Below are 19,546 nucleotides of genomic sequence, written 5' to 3' on the forward strand. Positions count from 1 at the left end.
GATCGGCCGCGGCAGGCCGATTTCGCCCTGTGAGATGGTGGACCGCGTGAACCTGGAGGACCTCGTCCGGCTGCGCCGGGCCCGTGACGCGATGGACCGCGACTACGCGCAGCCGCTGGACGTCCCCGCCCTGGCGCGCATCGCGCTGATGTCGGTCGGCCACTTCCAGCGCAGCTTCCGCGCCGCCTACGGCGAGACCCCGTACGGCTACCTCATGACCCGCCGCATCGAGCGGGCCAAGGCCCTGCTGCGGCGCGGCGACCTGTCGGTGACGGAAGTCTGCTTCGAGGTCGGCTGTACCTCGCTCGGGTCGTTCAGCTCCCGCTTCACCGAGCTGGTCGGCGAGACCCCGAGCGCCTACCGGGCCCGCGACCACGGCGACAGCGCCGCCATCCCCGCCTGCATCGTGAAGATCCACACGCGACCGGTCAGGAACGGAGAAGCCAAACCCGACGCCCCCGCGTAGCGTCGGAGCCATGGGAATCAAGCTTTCGCAGTGCTTCATCGCCGTCGACGACCACGACAAGGCCATCCCCTTCTACCGGGACGTCCTGGGCCTGGAGGTCCGCAACGACGTCGGGTACGAGAACATGCGCTGGGTGACCGTCGGCTCACCCGCGCAGCCGGACGTGGAGATCGTCCTCGAACCCCCGCTGGCCGACCCGAACGCCACCCCCGCCGACCGCCAGGCCGTCGCGGAGCTGATGGCCAAGGGGATGCTGCGCGGGGTCATCTTCACCACGGACGACGTCGACGCCACCTTCGAGCGGATCCGCGCGGCCGGCGCCGACGTGCTCCAGGAGCCGATGGACCAGCCGTACGGGGTCCGCGACTGCGCCTTCCGCGACCCGGCCGGCAACATGCTCCGCTTCAACCAGCCCCGCAAGGCCTGACCACCCGGCCCCGTACCGCCCCGGGCCTCAGGGCCGGCAGAGCCGGCCCTCCAGGGCGGCGGGCAGCGGGTAGACCCGTTCGGCGGGCAGCAGCCGCCGCGCCCTGGCGGCCTGCCCGCCCTGGATCAGCGCGGCGGCCTTGCGGACCTGCGGGGTGAGGTCCGTGATGCCGGTGATCCACTCGTCGGTGAAGGTCCGGACGAGGTGCCGGCCGACGCCGACCTGGATGCTGTAGTGGTTCAGCGCCGCCCCGCGCGCGGAGCGCTCGGGGTCCCGGCGGCCCGTCGACATCCTGTCCCGAGTGGTGTCCTTCCCCACGGACGGCGCTCCCACCGGAGTCGTGCGCAACGACGGGGACGACTTCGAGTTCGGCGACTCCGGGAGGACCGGTCCCGCGCGCTTCCTCTTCGCGGGGGAGCACGGTGACCTCTTCGCGTACAACCCGGAGGTGAACCGGACGCAGGCGATCCGGGTCGCGCACGAGGGCAGCGGCGGCGAAACCGCCATCTTCAAGGGCTTGGAGCTGGTCCGCGGGAAGAAGGACGACCACGGCCGCGAGCACGGGGAGCCGAGGGTGCTCGTCGCCAACTTCCGCGATGCGCGCGTCGACGTGTTCGACGAGGACTTCCGCCTCCTGCCACCCGGCGGAGCGTTCCGGGACCCCTCCCTTCCCGCCGGCTACGCGCCGTTCAACATCAAGGAGATCGACTCCAAGGTGTTCGTCACCTACGCCTTGCAGGACGAGGAGAAGGAGGACGACGTACCCGGCGCGGGCCACGGCTTCATCGACGTGTACAGCAAGAAGGGGCGGCTGCTGGAGCGCTTCGCGAGCCGGGGCGTCCTCAACTCGCCCTGGGGCCTGGAAGTGGCGCCCAAGGGATTCGGGAAGTTCTCCGGCGACCTGCTCGTCGGCAACTTCGGCGACGGCCGCATCAACGCCTTCGACCTGCGCACCGGAGAGTTCGAGGGCACCATCGAGGACCGGAACGGACACCCGATCTCGATCCCCGGCCTGTGGGGGCTCAAGCGCGGCACCGACAAGTCCGGCGGCCGGGAGGCCGTCTGGTTCGCCGCGGGGATCAACGACGAGGAGAACGGCCTCCTCGGCGTCCTGCGCGCGGAACGCTGACCGGCCCCTGCCGCGGCCCCGGCCCCGCCGTCCCTCCGGCGGGGCCGCCCTGTCCGGCGCGACGGGGCAGGCGGCGGGGGCGCCGTGGAAGGGCGCGGTGAAGGGGGCGGGCACCTTCGGCTCCCACGTCGTCTGGATGGACGTCGGTCTGGCGAGGGAAGCTCGACGCGCGCGGATGGCTCACACGGGGCGGCGAAGGCGCCAGCTGCCACCGGATCGGCGTGGACGCGGACGGGAACAGCTGCATCGCCGTCGCGGGACACGAGGACACTCCCCTCACCGACGGCCGCGAGGCCCTGTCCGCACTGATCCGGGACATCAAGGCGGGCAAGGCCGACCACCTGCCGGACGGCCTGCAGCGGCGCTGACCCGGGGCCGGCCCGGCCTGCCGTGAGCACTGCTCGGCCGACCCCCCAACGTCACCGGCACCCGGCCGGACCGACCGCACCGAGACACCATCGGACGAAGAGGACAGTCGGTCGGGTCGCCGACCGGGACTCGGCAGGCTGCCGTGCAGTATTCCGGGCGGGTGAGGCCGGGGGCGGGTTCGGCGTGGTCGAGCGCGTTCCAGGGCCGAAACCGGATAGGGGTCTGCCGTGACCGCCTTCCCTTCGCGCCGACGCCCGACCCTCCTCGCTCTCGCCGCAGCCGTCCTGCTGGCCGCACCGACGGCGACGGCAGCCACGCCACGGAACCCCTCTGCACACCCCCTCTCCGAAGCACCGGCCCCTGCCCGAGGGAACCCCGCTCCGCCTGCCGGCACACGTCGGCAGGTGGAGCGGTTCAAGCACCAGCTGGCCGAATCGGGCTATGTCTCGCAATCGGGGACCGAAGCCGTCTTCGACCTGAACCGCCGATTCTGCGAGGGCGCCGTCTTCAGCGCCATGTGGCCCAACTCCCAGTCGCCCTACATCGTCAGCGGCATGCCGGAGGTCCCGGGGCAGGCGCCCAACACCAACCCGCCTGCGACATGGCGTCTGCGCCAGGACGAGGCCGTCGTCCTGATCGGCACCACACCGCCGCCCGAGGAGTACTTCTCCTTCGATCTGACCAGGCTGAAGGGATCCCTGCCCACCGGCCCCCTCGTGTGGACTTCGGTGGGCGACCCCGTCAACAACGCGACCGTCCGCACACAGGGCCCGACGCCGTACAGCCGGCCGTTCGCCCTGGTGATCACCGGCAACGCCCGCACGCAAGGGGAGGTGAACAGGATGCTGGAAGCCTCCGGGCTCGGCGGGGCGACGAACAACCTCACGATCCCTCCCGCCATGTACCGGCTGGGCCTCGACCGGAAGGCCGACCAGTTCCTGCTCGGCATCCGGACCGCCGTGGCCGAGCCCGGCTTCGAGAAGGCACTCGCCGACTACCGCGCCACGCCGCCCCTCCAGATCCTGCGGGTACGTCCGCGGAGCAGCTCCGGCGACGAGGCGAAGCCCGTGTACGGCCCTGACCCCCTGCCCGTTCCTCCGCTGCGGGTGTCCGGGACCGGAGCCACCGAACTCGACCTCAATCCCACGCTGCGACTGCTGCGTCGGCGCATTATCGATGCCCACCCCGGCTACGAGGCGCGCGACGAAGTGGTGGAGCGCGGCTTCGAGGAGTCGAACCCGGGGCTGCAGGACAACCTGGTGATCGATCCGCCCGTCACGGGAGTGGGCGCCCTGTCCAACGACGCCGACGACCCCATCACGCGGAACTTCAAGCTCCCGGACGGCTCGTTCGCGGTCGCCTACGGCACCAACCACGCGGCCACCCGCCAGGCGACCTATTCGAGCATCTCCATGTACGCCGACGCCAAGGCGGCCGTCGCCCTGGCCGCTCAGGACAACCGCGCACTCCAGGGCAGCGCGCAGGACTTCATCCCCGACCAACACCACGCCGACAAGCTCTACGCCTGGACCTTCAGCCGAGCCGGCGACGCCGGACCGACCGGCCCGCACGTCACCGAACTCCCTCCCACCGGTTCCGACTTCTGCGCCCAGTACGGCACGCACCGGCCCGTCGACATGAGCACACTGCGCTTCGTCGCCCGCGCCTACATGCAACCCGCGACCCTCACCCGGCCGGCCCTCTCCGCACTCCTCCTGGACCGGCTGCTCATCTTCACACCGAAGAAGTAGGACCCCGCCCGAAGAAGTAGGACCCCGCCGAAGACCGACGACACGTGACCACCGCAGCCTCGCGGGGGGCGGGGCGGCGGGGGTACCCCCACCGCCTTCACGCGCCGGCCGGGGTCCGCGGCGGCGCTCGCGCCTCATGACGGCCGGCCGGGCGGGCCGAGCGCGGGCGGGCGGGTCGCGTCGGCGGCGGCCGAGCCGCGTAGGAGTTCGGCCAGGTCGTGGGGCTGGGCCGGCTCGCCGGTCGGGGTCGCCGCCGTGATCCGGTCCAGGCGGAAACCGCGCCCGGCCCGCCGCGTACGGCACCAGCCGATCAGGTACCAGCGGCCCTCGGCGGTGAGCAGGCCGGCCGGTTCGACGACGCGCTCGCTCGCCCGGCCCGCCGCGTCGACGTACGCGAGCCGCAGCACGGTCCCGTCGGTCAGGGCCCGCTCCACCGCGTCGCGGACCGTCCGCTCCGTCCGGGACGGCAGTGCGACGATCCGGGCGGCCAGCCCCTCGGCCGCGGCCGCGGCGGGGCCGGTCATCGACGCCACCAGCTTCTGGTAGGCCGTACGGGCCGCGCCCGCGAAGGGGGTCTCGGCGGCTGCGAGGGCGGCGGCCAGGGCCGCGGCCTCGTCGGCGGTGAAGTGGACCGGGGGCAGGGTCATGGCCGGGTCGACGGTCCAGCCCCCGCCCCGTCCGAGGGCGGCGCGGACGGGGACGCCGGAGTCCATCAGCGCCTGGAGGTCGCGCTGCACCGTCCGCGTGCTGACCTCGAACCGCTCGGCGAGCACCGCGACCGAGCGCGGCCGCGGCGCCGCCGCGCGCAGTTCCTCCACGAGGGCGTAGAGCCGGGTCGTACGGTCCATGGGCCCGACGCTACCGGCCCGCGGCGGCCAGGAACTCCCGCTCGCGCGCGAACTCCCGCTCGGTGACGGTCAGCGGGAAGAGGGTGAAGCCGTGCATCGCGCCCGCGACGACCCCGAGTTCCACGGGCGCGCCCGCCGCCCGCCAGCGCTGCGCGAGGAACAGCGAGTCGTCCAGCAGCGGGTCCTCCGTGCCGACGACGATCCGGGCGGGCGGCAGGCCGGCCAGGTCGGCGTAGAGCGGCGAGAGCTCCGGCGAGCGGCGCTCCTCCGTGCCGGTGCCGGGCGAGAAGGACTCGTAACTGCCGAGCAGTGCGTCGGTGTTGCTGAGCAGCGGACGGGAGCCGAACGCGCGCTGGCTCGGGGTCATGGACAGGTCGTACGGGCCGAAGAGGAGGTGGGCCGCCCGGAAGGCACCGTCGATGCCGTGGCGGTCGCGCAGGCGCAGCAGGGTCAGCACGCTGAGGTGCGCGCCCGCCGACTCGCCGCCGATCAGCAGCCGTTCGGTGCCGAACTCGGCGGCGGCGTGGTCGACGAGCCACCGGGCGGCGGCCTCGCAGTCGTCGGGGCCGGCGGGGAAGGGGTGCTCGGGCGCGAGGCGGTAGTCCACGCTCACGACGGCCAGCCGTACCTCCTCGGCGATCCGCCACAGCCGTTCGTCCTGGCCGTCGGCGGAGCCGAACGACCAGCCGCCGCCGTGGATGTGCAGGTACACCCCGTCGACCGGGCCGGCCGGGACGAAGGTCCGCACCCGTACCCCGCCGGCGACGACCCGGTCCCGGCCCTGCGGCAGCCGCACGGGCGGCGCGTCCCCGGCGAGCCGGTTGCGCCGCAGCCGCGCGACGAGGTCGGGGTCCAGGGCCCGCCCGCGGGCGGGGCGGTTCGCGGCGGCGGCTTCGAACTGCCGGTTGAAGGCGAGGGTCTCGGCGAGGCAGTCCTGGTCGGTGAGCGGCATCGGGGTCTTCGTCGTCATCGTCATGGGGAGAGGTTCGCAACGCCTCGCGACAGCCCCGTGTCACCCTTTTCCGGTGACCCGCGTCACATCCGTGCCGGCTGCCGGTCGCCGGTCGACGGGCCCGGTCGCGGCCGGGCGACGCGGGCGGCGATGGTCCGGGCGCAGGCCAGGGATTCGGCGCGGGTCGTGTCGACCTCCAGGTCGTAGTCGACGCCCCGGTGGACGGCCTCGGCCTGAGCGGCGGCCATCCCCCGCGGGCGGTCGCCCCGGGCGATCTCGCGGGCCGCGGCGACCTCGCCGTCGCACCGCACGCCGACCCAGAGCACGCCCAGCCCGTGCAGGGCCTTCCGCCACCGCTGCTGGGACTGCGGGCCGCCGAGGAAGACGTCGTCGACGACGATCCGGGCCCCGGCGCGGGCCATGGCGGCGATCCCCTCGGCCCAGGCGGCGTCGAGGGTGCGGAAGGCTTCGCCGACCACGACCTCACCGCCGGGCTCGAACCCGATCCCGGCGTCGGAGGCCCGCAGGGACGGCGGCATGGCGTCGACCAGCGTGTCCACCCCGAACGCCAGCCAGGGCTCCGGCAGGACGGCCTGCAGACACCGCACGATCCCGGACTTCCCGGAACTGGAACCACCGTTGAGGACGATCACCCGGATCTCGGACGTCACCGCGGTCCGGCGGGGGTCCGCGCCGCGGGGAGCGGTCGTGGGGAAGCGCAGCTCGGGGCGCTCCCAGGTCACCTTCGGCGGCGCAGGGGGGACCGTGCCCACGCGCACGGCACCCAGGCGCCGGTAGAACCGCTCGGCCGGCGGGTGCGACACGACCCGTACATGGGCCAGGCCCGCTTCCCGGGCCCGGTCGAGCATGTCCTCGATGAGGCGTCGGCCGATGCCCGCCCCCTGCGTCTCGTCCGACACGAAGGCCAGGTCGAGTTCGGCCTGTTCCGGCACCAGGGCGTAGAAGCCGAGGATCCGGCCGTCGGTGTCGTCGACGGCCGTGAAGACCTGGTTGCGGGCGATGTAGTCGGCCGTCACCCGGTAGCCGTCGATGATCGTGGCGTACGGGCCGGCGTACGCGCCCGACCCCTGGACGAGTGCGGTGAGTTCGTCGGCGTCGTGTGCGGTGGCTCGTCTGATCGTCAGGGACCGTGGCTGCATGTGCCGGAGCATAGGAGTACGCCTGCGGGACCGGCCACGACCCGGTCCGTCGTTCTCCGGAGCGGCTCGACCGTCCTTCTGGTACGCCGCCGGGCGGACTACCCGCGGCGGGGCTCGGTGAGGAGGTCCGCGAGGCGGTCGAGGAAGGCGGTGAGCCAGTCCAGGCGGGGGCCGGTGCGGGCGGTGCGGAAGCCGTGGCGGCGGCCCCAGAGGGCCGACTGGACGGCGTGGAACTGGGCCCAGCGCTGCACGCGTTCGCGGTCGAGCTCCGCGGTCTCGGCGAAGACGTCCAGGATGCGGTGGACCGCCCGGCTCGGGTCGTCCGCCTCGATGAGGGTCAGCCCGCGGGACTTCAGCAGCGTGCCGCCGTCGTACGCGGGGTCCCCCGCGCAGCCCTTGGGGTCGACGGCCAGCCAGGGCTCGCGGCCCGCGCGCAGGATGTTCCGGGCGTGGAGGTCGCCGTGGACGAGGGTGTCGGGCTGGCTGCGGCCCAGCTCGCGGACGGTCGCCACGGCGGCGTCCACGGCCCGTCGCGGCAGGCCGTGCGGCAGCTCGGCGGCGTCCTTGCGCAGCCCCTCCTCCCAGGCGCCGGCCCGCTCGCGCAGCCGGGGCAGGCCGGGCGGCGCGGGCACGGCGAGGCGGCGGTTGAGCCGGCCGGCGACGGTGACGACCTCGTCGCCGTCCTCGACCTCGGCGAGGGTCGACGGCTCGACCCGCTCCAGCAGCATCGCGAACCGCTCGTCGTCGCGCTCCAGCAGGAGGACGGCGCCGCGGCCGCGCCAGGCGGCGAACGCGTCGGGCTCGTGGACGTTGCCGGGGTGCGGGAACGACACCTTCAGCACGGCGGGCTGCGGCCGGCCCCGCACGGGGACGACGAGGCCGACGCCGCCGTGCAGGACGTCGCCGTCGGGGACGCAGCCCCAGCGCCCGAGCAGCTCCTCCACGATCCCGGGCAGCTCCCCGAGCCACCGCTCCCCGGACTCCCCCTCGCGCTCGACGGTGCTCCGTACGAATGCCTCCGGCGTCACGATCATCCCGGCACAGTACGCGGTGGCGGCGGCCCGAGGGTGCTAGCCGGGCGCTCCGCGGGGGAAGGTGATCTCGACGCGGCGGTTCTTCTTGCGGCCTTCCTCCGTGCTGTTGTCGGCGATCGGGTAGTCCTCGCTGTAGCCGCGGACGTCGTAGGTGACGCCGGGGCTGGTGACGGTCTTGGCGAGTTCCGCCTGGACGGCGTCGGCGCGCTGCTTGGAGAGCTCCTTGCCGTGTTCGTAGCTGCCCTGGTCGTCGGTGAAGCCGAAGACGCGGATGCGGGTGGCCTTCTGAGTGTTGATCTCCTGCGCGATGGCCTGGATGCGGGCGGCGGCCTGGGCGTTGAAGACGGCGCTGTTCTCGGGGAAGAGGACCTCGGACTGGAGGGCCATCATGACGTTCTGGTTGGTCTCCTGACGCCGCTGCTCACCGCCGAGGTCCTCGACGACCTCGGCGATGTCGAGGACCTTGACGGGGGCGAGGGTGCCGCCCTGGGGGATCTTGAGGCCGGGGGCGTTGGAGTCGATGGGCACGGGGGCGGCGGGAGCCGGCTCGGTGCCGGGGGGAACGGAGGGCTTGGGCTCGTCGGCGTGGGCGCTCGTCGCGCCGAGGAGGTGGGCACCGGCGATGACGAGACCGGCGACGGCTGTCGCGGCGGCGGCGCGGTGGCGTTTGGTCATGGGGTCACCCGGAGATCTTGACGGTGGCCGTGGCGAAGGTGGGCATGTTGAAGTCCACCTGGTTGGTGCCGGCAGGCGGCACGGGGAACTGGGCGAAGAAGGGCACCGACTGACCGGCTTCGATCACTGTCAGCCCTGTCGTGCACAGGCAACGCCCGTCGGTGTCCCGCAGTACGTAGTACCGCTTCTTCCCGGCCTTGTCGACGAGCGTCACACCTGCGACCGAGGCTCCACTGCTGGTGAGTTCATTGCCGCGCCAGGCGGCGGTACTGGCAAACGCCTGGCTTCCGGTGTTCTTGAACTGCCCGCTGACGGTGAGGAAGCCACCTGCGTCCCGCACGGCCGAATTGATGGTGAGGGTCATGCCCCCCTCTCCGTTGACCGAGGCCAGCACCTCGGTCGGCGTGGGCGTCGGGATGGTGCTCGGCGCCTGCTGCTTGGACGTCTGCCCTTGGGATTTCGCAGATGTCGAATCCTGTTCCGACGTGGGCTTGTTGTCGCTTCCCGTGCCGCAACCCGCCACCGTGATCGCCAGAACGACCGCAGCCACGGCAGCCGCTCCCCCGCGAACCTTCGCCGAGTGCCGAGTGCTCATCTATGCAGCTTCCTTAATCTCGCGTGCTTGTCAGTCGACCAGTCGAACCGTGAAGAGCGCCCTCGCCAGCTTGCGCAGCGGACCCGGCTTCCCCAGATCCAGAGTCAGCGGGTGACCGTCGCAGACGAACGTGACGCTTCCCGGCCCTGGCGTGGAGCTGGGACTCGGAGCAGGCGTCGGCTCGGGCGTTTGGGCCGGGGAAGTGGGAGCCGGGCTCGGGGCCGACCGCAAAGAGCACCTGGGTTTGACGGCCGCCCTGGCCGTGGCCTTGCCATGAACACCCTCGGTGCCCGGCACGACGGACTTCCCGACCGTCCCGTTCGTGGTCACCGTGACGGTGACCAGCGGGATGGCCGCCTCGCACTCGGCGGTGGCATCGTTCAGCGCGGCAAACTCGGTGGCCTTCGCACATGCCCCCCGTCCGCTCAGAAGGTCGCCGTCAACGAGCTTCTCCCAGTCGACGGGTTTGAGGCTCAGCAGGTCGAGCCCCAGAAATGCGTCGTCCCTGGCTTCACCGGCCGCCGCGAGGGCAGCCGCGTCTGCGGCGCCCTGCGCGTTGCTACGTGTCACGCCCGCCTGGCCCACCACGAAGAAGACCAGTGCGGCGAAGAGCAGTCCGACAATCGCGACGATGTAGATCGGAAAGGCCTGCCCTCGATCGTCATGCAGGTCCTGCGGTCTCACTTCCCCGCGGTGATGCTGGTGACGGCCGTGGCGATCCTGTTGGTGATGGCCTGCCCGATGCCCGTGCCGACGATCGCCCCGATGATCACCACGACCACCAGGATGATCCCCAGGTACTCGAACGCCGTCTGGCCGCGGTCGCGGCCGGGACGGGTCGCGTAGCGCTTCCGCAGCCGAGCCAGGGTGCTCTGCTTCATCAGGGGTACCTCCGCGTCCGGTGCCGCTGTCGATTTGCGGACCGTACGGGGAGTCAGCTCTCGTCACCAAGGGTCCCGGGGCCCAATTACGGACCCACTGCGCACCGCGTCTACCCATGTCCACTCACCCCCGGGCGGGCGGTTCCCAGCCAGTGGGCAATCGCTTCGCTGCGGGTCGTGCTCTGGAGTTTGGCGAAGATGCGGTTGATGTGGTTCTTCACCGTCTTCTCGCTGATGAAGCACGCCGCCGCGATCCGCTGGTTGCTCATCCCGGACGCGATCAGGTCCATGATCTCCACCTCCCTCGAACTCAGCCCGAAGAGCACGGAGTTGTGCAGCCGCTCCGGAGACTGTGCCACAGTTCGTTGCGGTTGCGAAGAGGTGCGGAGTTCCGTGAGGAGGGTGTCGGCCGCGGTTGGCGTGAAGTGGGGGCGGCCCTCGCGGACGTCGTGGACCGCTCTCACCAGGTCGTCCGGCGTGAACTCGCCGTGGACCAGGTAGCCGCCCGCGCCCAGCAGCAGCGATTCCCGGACGATTTCCGACTCCCTGCTGTACGTGAGCATCAGGACCGGCGCCAGGCGGACCAGGTGCGGCAGGGCCGAGATGCCGTCCACGCCCGGCATGCGGACGTCCAGCAGGACCACGTCCGGGGCGTGCCGGCGGGTCAGGCTGAGGGCCTCGCGGCCGTCCGATGCCTGGGCGGTCACCGTGATGTCGCCCGCCGCCTCCAGGAGGGCGGCCAGGCCGGCCCGTACGACCGGGTTGTCGTCGGCGATCAGGACGCGGAGGCCGGGCATCAGGGGCTCCCTTCCAGGGGGAGGGTCAGGTGGATCCGGGTGCCCGGGTGGCCGTCCGGGTGGGGGCCCACGCGCAGGAGGGCTCCGAGCGTCGTGGCGCGTTCCCGCATGCCGAGCAGGCCGTAGCGGCCCGGGGAGGACGCGGCTCCGGGCGGCAGGCCCCGGCCGTCGTCGGTGACCTCCAGGGTGAGGTGCGTGGGGGTGGCCGTCGCCGTGAGGGTCACCCGGGTCGCGGAGGCGTGCCGGCGGGCGTTCTCCAGGGCTTCCGAGGCGATGGAGAGGACGTGGTGGGCCGCCTCGGAGGGGAGCGCGGGGAGCGGGCCCGGGGCGTGGACGGTCGTGCCGGGGCCCGCCAGGCGGTGCAGGGCCGGCAGGAGGGGGACGTCCGCGGGGGGCTCGCGGAGGTCGGTGAGCAGGGCGCGGGACTCCTCCACCGCCCGGCGGGCCGCCACCGCCAGGAGGGCGGAGCGGGTGCGGATCGCCGCCGGGTCGTCGGTGAGGGCCAGGGCGTCCGCCGTCAGGGCCAGGCCGTGCAGGGTCTTGGAGACCGAGTCGTGCATCTCCCGGGCCAGGCGGTCGCGTTCGGCGCGGACCGCCTCGGCCACCGCCAGCTGCGCGCGGGCCTCCGTCAGCCGGACGAGGAAGTCGCGGACCGAGGAGCCGGCCGCGCCCGACAGGACGCAGAGCAGGGACAGGACCAGGCCGCCGCCCAGCGCCGCCACCACCGCGGTCTGCACCGCCGCGTACACCGCCGAGCCGCGCCAGCCGTGGACGAGGCCCGCCAGCAGCGGCGTGCCGAGGGCCACCAGGCCCAGCGGGGAGGAGGGGGTGGCGGTGATCAGCAGCAGGGTGCCCAGGGCCATGTCCGCCGCCAGCAGCCAGGGGTGGCGCAGGAGAAGGGGGCCGAAGCGCTCCCAGTCGCGGAAGAGGACGTACGAGAGCATGAAGGTGACGAGGACCGCCCCGGCCACGAGGCAGGTCGGGGCGCCGTGCGCCGTGCGGGAGAGGGCCGGCGGGGCGCCCAGGGGAATCATCACCAGGCGCAGGGCGAAGACCTGGCGGCAGAGGGACTGGAGGGCGTTCGCCCGCAGGCGCAGCGGGGAGCCGGCGGCGGGCACCGGTGCGGGGAGGGTCAGGGCGGCCATCGTCAGTCACCGCCCAGCAGGGCGCCGAAGTCCACGTTCGCTCCGTAGACGAAGCCGCAGACCAGCAGGATCAGGGTTCCGGGCAGCATGAACACGGTCACCGCGAACGTGGCCTTGGGGACGGCGCGGGCGGCGCGGCGCCGGGCGTTCTGGGCGTCCGTGCGGCGCATGTCCTCGGCGATGGCGATCAGGGTGTCGACGATGGGCGATCCGAGCTCCTCGCCCTGCTGGAGGGCCGTGACGAACTGGGCGACCTGTTCGCTGTCGTTGCGGCGGCGCAGGTCGTCGAAGGCCTGGCGGCGGCTGACGCCCATGTCCATCTGCTGGAGGGTGATGCGGACCTCGTCCGCCCAGGGGCCCTCGTACTTGGCGGCCACGCGCTCCAGCGCCTGCCGGAAGCCGAGTCCCGCGCTGACGACGACCGCGAGGACGTCGAGGAAGTCGGGGAGGGTGCGCTCGATGTCGTCGCGGCGGACCCGGATCGCGGACCACAGGCCCGCCTCGATCCAGAACAGCCCGAACGCGACCATGAGCAGGGCGACGACCAGCTGGCCGTTGAGGAGCATCGCGAAGGCGCCGAGCCCGCCGAGGAAGCCGTAGACCGCGCGCCGGGCCGCGTACCGGTCGATGGTCAGGCCGGCCGGGTTGCCCGCCCGGTCGATCTGGGCGCGCTTGCGCGCCACGCGCCGGGGGCCCATCAGCCGCAGCACCAGCGGCGCCCAGCGGATGCCGAGGCGGTCGACGAGCGAGCCGACGGCCGTCGTACGGGAGGAGCCGACCTCCAGGGCGAGGGCGAGGTCGGTCGGGAGGGCCACGTCGGCGCGGTAGAGGCGGATGCCGTGGAGGATGCCGAAGACCGAGAGGGCCGTCACGGCGGCCAGCAGGATCGGGAGGTAGGGGCTCATGGGTCTCGTCGTCCTCCCGTCAGACGTCGATCTTCGACAGGCGGCGGATGAGGACGAAGCCGAGCGTGAACAGGCCCAGGGCGATCAGGACCGCCGTCTGGCCGATCAGGGCGCCGGTCATCCGGTCCAGGGCGCCCGGCATCATCGCGTCGACCAGCAGCAGCGAGCCGAGCCCGATCGCCGGGACCAGGTAGGCCGTGACGGTGACCTGCGAGAGCTGCGTACGGATCTCCCTGCGCGTCTCCTTGCGCTGCTCCAGGGTGACCACCAGGTTGCGCAGGCTCCCGACGATGGCACCGCCCGCGCGCGCCGACAGGACGAGGGTGGAGACGAGGACGACCAGCTCCCGCGACGGCAGCCGGTCCACGATCTCCCCGAGCGACTCCTCGACGGAGTGCCCCACCGCGAGCCGGTCCGCGACCCGGGACAGCTCCTCCCCCGCCGGGGCCTCCAGCTCCTCGGCCGCGATCCCGATGGCCGTGCGCAGGGCGAGCCCGGCCTGGGTGGCGTTCGCGAGGATCCGGGCCAGCTCCGGCAGCTGGTTGACGAAGCGCTCGGTGCGCCGGGCCCGCTGCCAGGCGAGGAAGGCGTTCGCGGCCCACAGGCCGATCAGGCCGGCGACCGGGCCGAAGAAGGGCGCGAGGAGGGAGGCCGACAGCAGCCAGACCCCGGCGACCGCCATCAGCACGTAGACGAGGAACTCGCCGGGAGTGAGGTCCAGTCCGGTGGTCGCCAGCTTCAGCTCGATGCGCCGGCCGAGCCGGGTCCTGCGCAGGCGCCGGTCGACGCCCGGGAAGCGGCGCCGGCGGCCGGCCTGCTCCGGGGCGCCGTCGGAGGCGAGGCGTTCGACGAGGGCGGCGCGCTGGGCGAGGCCGGCGGAGTAGGCGTGCACCCCGAGGGAGACGAACAGGCCGGCCAGCAGGGTGGCGCCGAGGGTGAGGAGGACGAGGTGGGTCACAGGACGGTCCGTGGGGTCAGCGGGTCGAGGTGGTCCTCGGGCGGGGCGACCCCGAAGGCCTGGGGGATCGGCTGGTTGTTCATGTAGAGGCGCTCCGCGGTCCGGCGCGGCAGGGGGGCGTAGGCGAAGTAGCCGTGGACGCGCCCGTCGGCGGCCACGGGCTGGGCGACGTAGCGGCAGACGGTGGTGATCCGGAACGGTTCGCGGCCGTGCGAGTCGAGGACGGAGATCTCGGTGACGCGGCGCGAGCCGTCCCCGAAGCGGGTGAGCTGCACGATGACGTTGACGGCGCTGTTGATCTGGTCCTGGAGCGCCTCGAAGGGGATCTCGACCTCCGACATGGAGGCGAGGGTCTGGAGGCGCATCAGCGCGTCCTGGGAGCTGTTGGCGTGGACGGTGGCGAGGGAGCCGTCGTGGCCGGTGGACATCGCCTGGAGCATGTCGAGGGTCTCGCCGCCGCGCACCTCGCCGACGATGATGCGGTCGGGGCGCATGCGCAGGGAGTTGCGCACGAGGTCGCGGATGGTGATCTGGCCCTTGCCCTCGACGTTGGGCGGGCGGGATTCGAGCCGGATGACGTGCGCCTGCTGGAGCTGGAGCTCGGCGGAGTCCTCGATGGTGATGACGCGCTCGCCCTCCGGGATCAGGCCGGAGAGGGCGTTGAGGAGGGTGGTCTTCCCGGTGCCGGTGGCACCCGAGACGATCACGTTCATGCGCGCCTGGACCATCCCGGAGAGCAGGAGCAGCATCTGCTCGTCGAGCGACCCGAGGGCGATCATCTCGTGCAGGGTGAAGGCGCGCGGGAAGCGGCGGATGGTGAGGGTCGCGCCGGTGAGGGACAGCGGCGGGATGATGACGTTGACGCGCTCGCCGCTGGGCAGGCGCGCGTCGACCATCGGGTTGGACTCGTCCACGCGGCGGTTGACGGTGGAGACGATGCGTTCGATGGTCTGCATCAGCTGCTCGTGCGAGGCGAAGCGGAGGGGCAGCTGTTCGACCCGGCCGGCGCGCTCGACGAAGATCTGGTCGGGGCCGTTGACCATGATCTCGGAGATGGAGGCGTCCTCCAGGAGCGGTTCGAGCACGCCGAGGCCGAGGGCCTCGTCCACGACGCGGCGGATCAGCTGGGCGCGTTCGGCGGTGGAGAGGACGGGGCCCTCGCGGCTGATGATGTGGCCGAGCACGCGCTCCAGGCGGGCCCGGCGCTCGGCGGGCGCGAGCGCGGACATCTCGGCGAGGTCGATCTCCTCCAGCAGCTTGGCGCGGTAGGAGGGGACGAGCCGGCCGTCCTCGCGGGGTCCGTGGCGGTCGTCCGGGGTGTTGACCCGGGAACGCAGGCTCATGGGCGGGCTCCGGTCGGGTCGTCGTTGGGCATCACGGCGGTGGCCTTCGCCGGGTCCACGGAGAGGCCGGGGACGATCGAGCTGATGGGGATCGTCACGGTGGCGGTGACCGCGTCGGCGGTCTTGGTCAGGCTCACGTCGGCGGTGAGGCCGCCGCGGACGGCGGCCTGTCCGGCCGCCTTCCCGCCCGAGCCCTTGCGGGCCTCCACGCGGGCGGCGGTGCGGGCGGCGGTGTCGGCCTGTTCGTGGACGTACGCGATCCAGCCCAGCTGGATGCCGCAGAGGGCGACGAAGAGGAGGATCGGGACGAAGCCGATGTACTCCAGGGCCACCTGACCCCGGTCCCGGTCCCGGTCCCCGAACCGGAGCCGGAGCCGGAGCCGGCCGCGGCCTCCCTGCCCGTTTCGGACCTCGTCCCGGACCCCGTCCCGGACACCGGCCCCGTCCCGGACCCGGACACCGTCCCGGACCCCGTCCCGGACACCGGCCCCGTCCCGGGGGGCCCGGTCCCGTGATGGCGCCCGGGAACCGGGCCCGGTGCCGGGGCGGACGTACCGCTGGGGACCCATGTCAGTCCGCCTCCCTCTCCATCGCCGCACCCCCGGTGCCGGTGATCTCTCCGAAGTTCAGGCCGGGGTAGAGGACGGGGATCCTGAGCCTGACCGTGGCCCTGTAGACGTCGCCGGACCCGCCGCAGTCCGCGGTCATGCCCCACGCGCCCCCGATGTGCTCGGCGGCGGCCGTGCGGCAGGCGCCGTCGCCGTGCACGGCGCCCGCCCGCGCCCCCTCGTCGGCGGCGTTCCCGGCCAGGGAGAACGCGTACCCGATCAGGACGCACTCCCACACGGCCGCCACGAGCAGCAGGATCAGCGGCACCATGCCCACGAACTCCAGGGCCACCTGCCCCCGGTCACGGTCCCGCTCCCCCCGCCGGCCGCGCACCGCTCAGCCCTCCCGGCCGCGCCGCAGCCGGGCCACCGGCCCCGCCGCGCGGACCGCCAGCGCCGAGCCGGCACCCGTGCCCGCGCCCGCCGGGGCGCCGGACGCCGGCTGCGGGGCCGCCAGCAGCCCCAGCTCCCCCGCCAGGGCCCACAGGGCCTGCTTGACCGTCGAGCGGTTGTCGAGGTCCTGCACCCGGCCGGCGTCCACGACCCCCTGGAGCTCCTTGAAGGCGGCGGGGACCGGCGTGCGGGTCGGACGGGTCCTGGTGATCTTCTCGATCAGCGAGGGCTGGATCTCGGTGTGCCTGCTCCAGCGGTTGACCACCAGCGCGGTGTCCTCCGCCTTGCGCACCTGGAGCCGCTCCCACATCCGGACCATCCGCTTCGCCGCCCGGACGGCGACCACGTCCGGGGTGGTGACCAGGACCGCCACGTCCGCCTGTTCGACGGCGGTGGCGTTGGCGCCCGTCACCTGGGTGCCGCAGTCGACCACGACCAGTTCGTAGCGGGCGCGCAGGGCGCTGAGCACCTGCCGGGTGGCGCGTTCGTCGAGGTCCTCGCCGCGCTCCCCGTCCGCCGGCGCCAGCAGCAGGGCGAGGCCGCTGCGGTCCTCGTAGACGGCGTCCTGGAGGACCCGCGGAGAGATGTCCTGGATGCCGGCGAGGTCGGCGACCGAGCGGCGGAACTGGACGTCGAGGTACGAGCCGACGTCGCCGGCCTGGAGGTCGAGGTCCACGAGGGCCGTACGACGCCCCGAGGCGGCCGCGGCCAGGGCGAACTGGACGGCGGTGAAGGTGGTGCCCACGCCGCCCTTGGCCCCGCTGACGGTGACCACCCGGCCGCCCGGGCCGGAGACGGCCTCCGCGCCCCGGCCCAGGTGGCGGCGCACGCCCGCGGACCACTGGGCGGCCGCGCCGACGCGGGCGGCGAGCTCCTCGTAGTGCAGCGGCAGGCCGACCAGGCCCCGCGCGCCGGAGTCCATGGCGGCGGAGAACACCCCGGGCCCGGTGTCCGAGGAGAGCAGGACCACGCCGACGGCCGGGAAGCGCAGGGCGACCTCGCGGACGAGCTCCAGCGCGGGGACGGGCCCGATCCGCTCGTGGACGAGGACGACCTCGGGGAGTTCGTCGACGGAGTCGGCGGCGAGGCGGCCCAGGGCGTCGAGGAGGGAGGTGGAGTCGGGGACGGGTGGGGCGGGTTCGGCGTCCGGGAGCTGGCTGAGCAGGGCGACGATGGAGCGGGCGGCGTCGGGGTCGCCGGCCGCGGGGAGGATCCGAGTGGTCATCCGCGCCTCACCTGTCCCCGTCGAGGGTGTACGTGCGGTCGGTCGGGCCGGGCGCGGAGTCGGTGCCGGGGGCGACGAGGGCCAGGCGGACGTGCTCCGCGAAGGACTCGGCGTAGGCGACGCGCTGGGTGTCCTTGGTGTTCAGGGCGAAGGTGATCGGGACGGCCTCGGCCGGGCCCTTCTTGTCGCTGTCCTTGTCGAGGGCGGTGAGCTTGCCGACGCCCAGGACCCGGGCGTTGGCGACGATGATCACCGAGCGGGAGGGCTCGGACTCCTTGGCGCCCTTGAAGGTGGCGATGATGTTGACCTTGGCACCGGAGGTGATCTTGCCGGCCACTCCGGTGGCCGCGTCGATCATGATGGCGATCTCCTGCTCCCCGGGCTGGAGCTGGGGTTTGTCGACGAACATGTCGCTCTGCAGCAGGGAGCCCTTCTTCAGGGTGGTGAGCGCGATCTTGCCCTGGAGGCTCCCGAGGTCGCTGACGGCGGTGTCGGACAGCCACCGCCTGGGGACCTTGACCTCCTCGAACTGGCCCGCGGTCAGGGCGCTGTACGGCGCGATGTCGCCCTTGACGCGGTACGCGACGACCTCGGCGCCGACCTTGGAGTTGACGTCGCCGATGACCACGAGCACCCCGGCGAACGCCGCGAGGGCGCACAGGGCCGACAGGAGCAGCAGGATGACGCCGCGGCGCTGGCGTGAGTTCATGAGCCGACTTACCTCGCCGTTCTTCGTTCGTTCGGGCGGTCAGGATCCGGATCTGGTGCGGGTGCCGGAGCGGGCGGCGGGGACCTCGGGCGGTGGTGCGGCGAGCGGGGCGGCGCAGAAGCCGCAGCGGTCGCCGATGAGCTCGAAGCCGCACCAGCGGCACTGCTCGCGGCGGACCGAGGCGACGAGCTGGTAGAGGACGGAGACGTCCGGGATGGCGGCGGCGAACTCGACCAGCTTGGGGGTGGCCCACCAGCGGGGCGAGTCGGCCGGGAGCGGGTTCTCCATCACGCCCTGCACCTTCCAGGCGGGGGCCAGTTCGGCCGCGACCCAGTCGGAGGACAGCTGTCCGCGGGCGAAGGTGAGGTGGGTGGCGAAGGCGGGGCCGGGGGGCAGCACCCCGGAGTGGGCCGCCGCCGCGGAGCCGCCGAGCCGGGCCAGGTGCGGCTGCGGGTGGGCCAGTACGGCGAACTGGGCGCTCGGCGACCAGGAGCGGGCGTGGGCCTTGAGCCCGACGGGGACCCGGTCCAGCTTGGCGACGCTGCCCAGCAGGGCGCCCGCGTAGATGTAGTGGGACAGCAGCCGGGCGGCGGAGGCGAGCACGCCGGGGCTGAAGTCGCTGACGGTGAGCTGGCGCAGCTGGCGGGCCAGCACGGCCGTGCCCAGCGGTGGGAGGTCGACGTCGAGCAGCGCGATCCGGTCGGTCTCCAGGACGGCCCGGACGGTGTGCAGCCGGCGGACGGTGGCCGGGGGCAGCCACGGCGGCACGAGGGCCACGAGGTGGCCGTGCCGCTCCAGCAGGGCGGTGGTCTCGGCGAGCGCGGTCTCCAGGTCGGCCTCGCCGGGCGGGCTGAGGACGGCGGCTCCGGGGGTGTGCCGGTCGGGTGCCGGCAGCACCAGATCGGCACTGGTGACAGCGATGGCGGTCGGCACGCGAATCCCCCCGTTCACCCGGTGCGCGACGGCCGTTCCCCGGGCCGTCACGTACGCGCACGCGCACGCGGCCGTGCGCATGACCCTGCGCGACCGCAAACGTCCGACGCGCCTTCCCCCTTGCCCCAGCACCATATCCGCGTCACCCCTGGCTGGTCAGGGGCTTGGGGATTCCCGTGCCGGAAGCACCGGTCGCGGGGACGGAAAACCCGGACAACAGGGATCCGACACCCGTTCATTTCA

At 73.2% G+C, this 19,546-nt stretch carries 23 protein-coding genes and 2 pseudogenes; 5 read left to right on the forward strand and 20 right to left on the reverse strand.

Annotation, left to right across the window (positions count from 1 at the left end; genetic code table 11):
• Positions 1-46 precede the first annotated feature (46 nt).
• Both AB0469_RS29960 and AB0469_RS29965 read left to right on the forward strand, forming a co-directional pair.
• Positions 47-466, forward strand: a complete 420-nt coding sequence (locus tag AB0469_RS29960) for a helix-turn-helix transcriptional regulator (RefSeq protein ID WP_366454577.1) — start codon at positions 47-49, stop codon at positions 464-466.
• 10 nt (positions 467-476) lie between these two features.
• The gene (locus AB0469_RS29965; RefSeq protein WP_042820205.1) at positions 477-893 is read left to right on the forward strand and encodes a VOC family protein; all 417 of its coding nucleotides are present in this window, start codon (positions 477-479) and stop codon (positions 891-893) included.
• 27 nt (positions 894-920) lie between these two features.
• Here the strand turns inward: AB0469_RS29965 and AB0469_RS29970 are convergent.
• A pseudogene (locus AB0469_RS29970) lies at positions 921-1,166 on the reverse strand (DUF4291 family protein); the annotation flags it as partial.
• A 28-nt stretch (positions 1,167-1,194) separates the two neighbouring features.
• Here AB0469_RS29970 and AB0469_RS29975 point away from each other — a divergent pair.
• The 3 genes from AB0469_RS29975 (at position 1,195) to AB0469_RS29985 (ending at position 4,142) form a co-directional block, all read left to right on the forward strand.
• Entirely contained in the window at positions 1,195-2,022 is an 828-nt protein-coding gene (locus tag AB0469_RS29975) for a TIGR03118 family protein (RefSeq protein ID WP_366454578.1), read from the forward strand.
• A gap of 221 nt (positions 2,023-2,243) precedes the next feature.
• A complete protein-coding gene (locus AB0469_RS29980) occupies positions 2,244-2,390 on the forward strand; it encodes a hypothetical protein (protein WP_366454579.1) in 147 nt (48 codons plus the stop codon).
• A gap of 405 nt (positions 2,391-2,795) precedes the next feature.
• Positions 2,796-4,142 carry a hypothetical protein gene (locus AB0469_RS29985; RefSeq protein ID WP_366454580.1) on the forward strand — a complete coding sequence of 449 codons (1,347 nt, stop codon included), beginning with the start codon at positions 2,796-2,798 and terminating at the stop codon, positions 4,140-4,142.
• A gap of 134 nt (positions 4,143-4,276) precedes the next feature.
• Here AB0469_RS29985 and AB0469_RS29990 read toward each other — a convergent pair whose 3' ends face one another.
• The 19 genes and pseudogenes from AB0469_RS29990 to AB0469_RS30080 all read right to left on the reverse strand — a co-directional run bounded on the left by AB0469_RS29990 (position 4,277) and on the right by AB0469_RS30080 (position 19,303).
• Positions 4,277-4,990 (reverse strand): WYL domain-containing protein, encoded by a 714-nt coding sequence (locus AB0469_RS29990; protein ID WP_366454581.1) that lies wholly within the window; start codon positions 4,988-4,990, stop codon positions 4,277-4,279.
• 10 nt (positions 4,991-5,000) lie between these two features.
• The gene (locus tag AB0469_RS29995; protein WP_366454582.1) at positions 5,001-5,966 is read right to left on the reverse strand and encodes an alpha/beta hydrolase; all 966 of its coding nucleotides are present in this window, start codon (positions 5,964-5,966) and stop codon (positions 5,001-5,003) included.
• 59 nt (positions 5,967-6,025) lie between these two features.
• A complete protein-coding gene (gene cpt / locus AB0469_RS30000) occupies positions 6,026-6,595 on the reverse strand; it encodes a chloramphenicol phosphotransferase CPT (protein WP_366454612.1) in 570 nt (189 codons plus the stop codon).
• A 129-nt stretch (positions 6,596-6,724) separates the two neighbouring features.
• Positions 6,725-7,114, reverse strand: a pseudogene (locus AB0469_RS30005) (GNAT family N-acetyltransferase); the annotation flags it as partial.
• Between the two features lie 86 nt (positions 7,115-7,200).
• Positions 7,201-8,136, reverse strand: a complete 936-nt coding sequence (locus tag AB0469_RS30010) for an aminoglycoside phosphotransferase family protein (protein ID WP_366454583.1) — start codon at positions 8,134-8,136, stop codon at positions 7,201-7,203.
• Between the two features lie 36 nt (positions 8,137-8,172).
• The gene (locus AB0469_RS30015) at positions 8,173-8,811 is read right to left on the reverse strand and encodes an OmpA family protein (protein ID WP_366454584.1); all 639 of its coding nucleotides are present in this window, start codon (positions 8,809-8,811) and stop codon (positions 8,173-8,175) included.
• Positions 8,812-8,815: 4 nt separating this feature from the next.
• A complete protein-coding gene (locus AB0469_RS30020) occupies positions 8,816-9,406 on the reverse strand; it encodes a hypothetical protein (protein ID WP_366454585.1) in 591 nt (196 codons plus the stop codon).
• A 30-nt stretch (positions 9,407-9,436) separates the two neighbouring features.
• Entirely contained in the window at positions 9,437-10,090 is a 654-nt protein-coding gene (locus AB0469_RS30025) for a pilus assembly protein TadG-related protein (RefSeq protein WP_366454586.1), read from the reverse strand.
• A complete protein-coding gene (locus AB0469_RS30030; protein WP_366454587.1) occupies positions 10,087-10,287 on the reverse strand; it encodes a hypothetical protein in 201 nt (66 codons plus the stop codon). Before AB0469_RS30030 ends, AB0469_RS30025 begins: the two co-directional genes overlap by 4 nt.
• Before the next feature lie 110 nt (positions 10,288-10,397).
• Positions 10,398-11,084 (reverse strand): response regulator transcription factor, encoded by a 687-nt coding sequence (locus AB0469_RS30035; RefSeq protein WP_366454588.1) that lies wholly within the window; start codon positions 11,082-11,084, stop codon positions 10,398-10,400.
• Positions 11,084-12,229, reverse strand: coding sequence for a histidine kinase (locus AB0469_RS30040; RefSeq protein WP_366454589.1), 1,146 nt, complete (start codon positions 12,227-12,229; stop codon positions 11,084-11,086). Before AB0469_RS30040 ends, AB0469_RS30035 begins: the two co-directional genes overlap by 1 nt.
• Positions 12,230-12,231: 2 nt before the next feature.
• Positions 12,232-13,134 (reverse strand): DUF5936 domain-containing protein, encoded by a 903-nt coding sequence (locus tag AB0469_RS30045; protein ID WP_366454590.1) that lies wholly within the window; start codon positions 13,132-13,134, stop codon positions 12,232-12,234.
• Positions 13,135-13,153: 19 nt separating this feature from the next.
• Complete coding sequence (locus AB0469_RS30050) at positions 13,154-14,092, reverse strand: type II secretion system F family protein (RefSeq protein ID WP_366454591.1); 939 nt, start codon at positions 14,090-14,092, stop codon at positions 13,154-13,156.
• The gene (locus AB0469_RS30055) at positions 14,089-15,435 is read right to left on the reverse strand and encodes a CpaF family protein (RefSeq protein ID WP_366454592.1); all 1,347 of its coding nucleotides are present in this window, start codon (positions 15,433-15,435) and stop codon (positions 14,089-14,091) included. The genes AB0469_RS30050 and AB0469_RS30055 overlap by 4 nt, the downstream gene beginning before the upstream one ends.
• On the reverse strand, positions 15,432-15,767 hold the full coding sequence (locus AB0469_RS30060; RefSeq protein ID WP_366454593.1) for a TadE/TadG family type IV pilus assembly protein: 336 nt from the start codon (positions 15,765-15,767) through the stop codon (positions 15,432-15,434). Before AB0469_RS30060 ends, AB0469_RS30055 begins: the two co-directional genes overlap by 4 nt.
• A 238-nt stretch (positions 15,768-16,005) precedes the next feature.
• On the reverse strand, positions 16,006-16,377 hold the full coding sequence (locus tag AB0469_RS30065) for a TadE family protein (protein WP_366454594.1): 372 nt from the start codon (positions 16,375-16,377) through the stop codon (positions 16,006-16,008).
• Positions 16,378-16,380: 3 nt separating this feature from the next.
• Positions 16,381-17,661: an AAA family ATPase gene (locus AB0469_RS30070; protein WP_366454595.1), complete on the reverse strand. Its 1,281-nt coding sequence runs from the start codon at positions 17,659-17,661 to the stop codon at positions 16,381-16,383.
• A 7-nt stretch (positions 17,662-17,668) separates the two neighbouring features.
• On the reverse strand, positions 17,669-18,370 hold the full coding sequence (gene cpaB / locus AB0469_RS30075; RefSeq protein ID WP_366454596.1) for a Flp pilus assembly protein CpaB: 702 nt from the start codon (positions 18,368-18,370) through the stop codon (positions 17,669-17,671).
• 39 nt (positions 18,371-18,409) lie between these two features.
• A complete protein-coding gene (locus tag AB0469_RS30080) occupies positions 18,410-19,303 on the reverse strand; it encodes a hypothetical protein (RefSeq protein WP_366454597.1) in 894 nt (297 codons plus the stop codon).
• Between the last annotated feature and the right edge of the window lie 243 nt (positions 19,304-19,546).

It is taken from the genome of Streptomyces sp. NPDC093801 (assembly GCF_040701585.1).
Lineage (GTDB): Bacteria > Actinomycetota > Actinomycetes > Streptomycetales > Streptomycetaceae > Streptomyces.